This window comes from Streptomyces sp. SID3343, from assembly GCF_009865215.1.
Lineage (GTDB): Bacteria > Actinomycetota > Actinomycetes > Streptomycetales > Streptomycetaceae > Embleya.
In genome coordinates this window covers 1-4236 of the sequence record NZ_WWJX01001047.1, presented here as the reverse complement: position 1 = coordinate 4236, position 4236 = coordinate 1, and the positions used below count along the sequence as shown (strand labels likewise).

General features: G+C 70.8%; 2 protein-coding genes. One reads left to right on the top strand and one right to left on the bottom strand.

Going from position 1 to position 4236, the window contains the following annotated elements:
- Positions 1–128: 128 nt before the first annotated feature.
- On the top strand, positions 129–2414 hold the full coding sequence (locus GT354_RS32855; protein ID WP_161360023.1) for a bifunctional (p)ppGpp synthetase/guanosine-3',5'-bis(diphosphate) 3'-pyrophosphohydrolase: 2286 nt from the start codon (positions 129–131) through the stop codon (positions 2412–2414).
- A 102-nt stretch (positions 2415–2516) separates the two neighbouring features.
- Here GT354_RS32855 and GT354_RS54835 read toward each other — a convergent pair whose 3' ends face one another.
- Complete coding sequence (locus tag GT354_RS54835) at positions 2517–4163, bottom strand: serine/threonine-protein kinase (RefSeq protein WP_346012287.1); 1647 nt, start codon at positions 4161–4163, stop codon at positions 2517–2519.
- Between the last annotated feature and the right edge of the window lie 73 nt (positions 4164–4236).

The window sequence follows — 4236 nt, the reverse complement described above, 5'->3', positions numbered from 1 at the left end:
GCAGCGGCGGGCACAGCGGTCCCGCGGCCGGTGCGGCCGGGCCCGAGGCCAGGGGCCCGCGGCCCGTGGTCAAGGCCGGCGACGTCGCCGGATCCACGCGTGGCGGCGAGCGCTCGCGCTCGCTTCGGGTGGACGGACCCAGCCGGGTCCGCGCCCGGCTCGCCCGTTTGGGCGTACAGCGCAACAGCGTCTACAACCCGGTCCTGGAGCCGCTGCTTCGGGTCGTGCGGGTCAACGACCCCAAGGCCGACCTGCGGCAGATCGAGCGCGCGTACACCACCGCCGAGCGCTGGCACCGGGGCACCAAGCGCAAGAGCGGCGACCCCTACATCACCCACCCGCTCGCGGTGGCCACCATCCTCGCCGAGTTGGGCATGGACCCGCCGACGCTGATGGCGGGGTTGCTGCACGACACCGTCGAGGACACCGACTACGGGCTCGACGCGCTGCGTCGCGACTTCGGCGACACCGTCGCGATGCTCGTGGACGGGGTGACCAAGCTCGACAAGGTCAAGTTCGGCGAGGCCGCGCAGGCCGAGACCGTGCGCAAGATGGTCATCGCGATGGCCAAGGACCCGCGCGTCCTGGTGATCAAGCTCGCCGACCGCCTGCACAACATGCGCACGATGCGCTACCTCAAGCGCGAGAAGCAGGAGCGCAAGGCCCGCGAGACGCTGGAGATCTACGCCCCGCTCGCGCACCGGCTCGGGATGAACACGATCAAGTGGGAGCTGGAGGATCTGGCCTTCGCCATCCTTTACCCCAAGATGTACGACGAGATCGTGCGGCTGGTCGCCGAGCGCGCGCCCAAGCGCGACGAGTACCTCGCCACCGTAACCGACCAGGTACAGGGCGACCTGCGGTCGGCGCGGATCAAGGCGACCGTCACGGGGCGGCCCAAGCACTACTACTCGGTCTACCAAAAGATGATCGTGCGCGGGCGCGACTTCGCCGAGATCTACGACCTGGTGGGCATCCGGGTCCTGGTCGACACCGTCCGCGACTGCTACGCGGCCCTCGGGACCATCCACGCGCGGTGGAATCCCGTGCCGGGGCGGTTCAAGGACTACATCGCGATGCCCAAGTTCAACATGTACCAGTCGTTGCACACGACGGTGATCGGGCCCGAGGGCAAGCCCGTCGAACTGCAGATCCGCACGTTCGACATGCACCGCCGCGCCGAGTACGGCATCGCCGCGCACTGGAAGTACAAGGCCGAGGCGGTCGGCGCCAAGAACGCGACCAAGACCGACACCAAGCCCAAGAAGGGCGACAACCCCGCCAACGACATGGCGTGGCTGCGGCAACTCCTGGACTGGCAGCGCGAGACCGAGGACCCGGGCGAGTTCCTGGAGTCGCTGCGCTTCGACCTCTCCAGCCAGGAGGTCTTCGTCTTCACGCCCAAGGGCGACGTGATAGCGCTGCCGGCCGGATCCACGCCCGTCGACTTCGCCTACGCGGTGCACACCGAGGTCGGACACCGCACGATCGGGGCCCGGGTCAACGGGCGGCTGGTCCCGCTGGAGAGCCGACTCGACAACGGCGACCTGGTCGAGGTGTTCACGTCCAAGAGCGAGACCGCGGCGCCCAGCCACGACTGGCTCGGCTTCGTGAAGTCGCCGCGGGCGCGCAACAAGATCCGCCAGTGGTTCTCCAAGGAGCGCCGCGAGGAGGCGATCGAGCAGGGCAAGGACGCGCTGACCCGGGCGATGCGCAAGCAGGGTCTGCCGCTCCAGCGGCTGATGACCGGCGGGGACACGCTGGTCACGCTCGCGCACGAGTTGCGCTATCCCGACATCTCGTCGCTGTACGCCGCGATCGGCGAGGGACACGTCTCCGCGCAGAACATCGTGCAGCGCCTGGTCGAGTCGCTGGGCGGCGAGGAGGGCGCGACCGAGGATCTCGCCGAGACCACCCGGCCGACCACGACCCGCCGTCGACCGCGCTCGACCGGCAACCCCGGTGTGGTGGTCAAGGGCGTCGACGACATCTGGGTCAAGCTGTCGCGCTGCTGCACCCCGGTGCCGGGCGATCCGATCATCGGCTTCGTCACGCGCGGCAACGGCGTCTCGGTGCACCGCCAGGACTGCGGCAACGTCGAGTCGCTGTCCGAGCAGTCCGAGCGCATCGTCGAGGTCGAGTGGGCGCCGACCGCGTCCTCGGTGTTCCTGGTCGCCATCGAGGTCCAGGCGCTCGACCGGTCACGGCTGCTGTCGGACATCACGCGCGTCCTGTCCGACCAGCACGTCAACATCCTGTCGGCCTCGGTGGCCACCACCCGGGACCGGGTGGCGGTCAGCCGTTTCACCTTCGAGATGGGCGACCCCAAGCACCTGGGCCACGTGCTCAAGGCGGTACGCGGAGTCGAGGGCGTGTTCGACGCCTACCGCGTCACGAGCGGCCGGCAGCAATAGGCGTCGATCGCGCCACCCGACGCACGACGATCCCGGAGTCAAGGGCCCGGCCGGTTGTCGGGCCCTTGACTCCGACTTCGTTCATGCCGGACTCGGGCGGGGTCAGCGGCGCGGGCCGCGCCAGACGGTCATCGAGATCTTCCAGAACTTGCTGGGGCCGGCACCGGGGAGCGCGTTGACGCGGACCGTGCCCACCAGGCCGTTCTTGTTGTCCTTGAGGCAGATCACCGAGCCGACCTTGAGGTACGTGCCGGGCAGTTGGTTGTTGCTCGCGTAGCGGGTGTCGGCCAGGCACGTGGCGAAGTCGGTGACCTGCCCCGGATCGAGCAGGACCATCTCCTTGCCTTGGATGACGTTGCTGTCGCCGTAGAAGTACAGGACGCCGGCGGTGGTGGTGGCCTCGCACCCGCCCTTCCACGTCGACGTGAAGCCCAGGCCGACGCAGTAGCCGTCGGGTACGTCCAACTCGCGCTCGAACAGCACGCCGCCCTCGGCCACCCCGCCGGCGGTCGGGATGGCGGTCGCGCTCGCGCCGGGCTCGGTGGCGATCGACGGGGCCGCGGTCGAGGTGGAGGTGGCCGTCGAGGTCGGCGACGACGAGGGCCTCGTGGTGGGCGTGGCGGTGGGGCGGAGGATCGAGGGGCTGCTGTTCGGGCCCTGGGTGCCCTGGGGCTGCGAACTCGGGGAGTTCGAGTCCTTGATCCCGTTCGCGGTGTTGCCCTTGTCGTCCTTGTCGTCCTTGTTCATCAGACCCAGCGCGAGCCCGCCGCCGGCGGCGGCCAGGACCAGGACGGTGACGGCCGCGAGCAGTGCGCGGCGCTTGCGGCGACGGCCGACGGCCGGGTCCTTGGGCGGCTTGGGCGGCTGCTCGTTGACCCGGCGGGTGACCTCCTCGACGAGCGTCGCGGGCAGCCAGCCCTCGCCGACCTGGAGGCGGGTGCCCGCCGAGGCGGCTCGGCACAACTCGATGACCTGGGTGGGGGTGGGCCGAAGCTCCGGGTCCTTCTCCAGGCAGCGGCGGACCACGTCGAGCAGTTCCTCGGGAACGCCGGACAGTTCGGGGTCCTGGTGCACCACGCGGTACAGGACCGAGCTGTCGGTGCCCTCGCCGAACGCGGACGTGCCGGTGGCCGCGTAGACGCCCAGCGAGCCGAGTGCGAAGACGTCGGTCGCGGGCTTCGAGGACAGGCCGCGGGCCTGCTCGGGAGCCATGAACGCGGGCGTGCCGATGCTCATCCCGGTCCGGGTCAGCGGCGTCGCGTCGGCGGCGCGCGCGATGCCGAAGTCGATCACCCGCGGACCGTCGGCGGCCAGGATCACGTTCGACGGCTTGAGGTCGCGGTGCACCACGCCGGCCGAGTGCACCGACTGGAGGGCCTCGGCGACGCCGGCCATCAGGATCAGGACGGTCTCGGCGGGCAACGGGCCGTGCCGGTACACCGCTTCGTACAGCGACGGGCCCGCGACGTACGCCGTCGCCAGCCACGGTTGTTCGGCATCGGCGTCGGTGTCGATCACGGGCGCCGTGTACAGACCCTGGACGCGCTGCGCGGCGGCCACCTCCTGGCGGAAGCGGCGGCGGAACTCGGGGTCGTCGGCGAACTCGCCGCGGATCACCTTGATCGCGACCGGCCGGCCGCCGGGCGTGTAGGACAGGTACACCCGGCCCATGCCGCCGGAGCCGAGGCGCGCGCGCAGCACGTAGCCGCCGACGGTGCGCGGGTCGTCGGGCTCCAGGCGCGCGAGCACGGCACGGTCCGGGCCGTCCCAACTGGGGCCCACCGGTGCCGCGTTGTGGCCGCGGGTGGTGTCGGGGATCTCC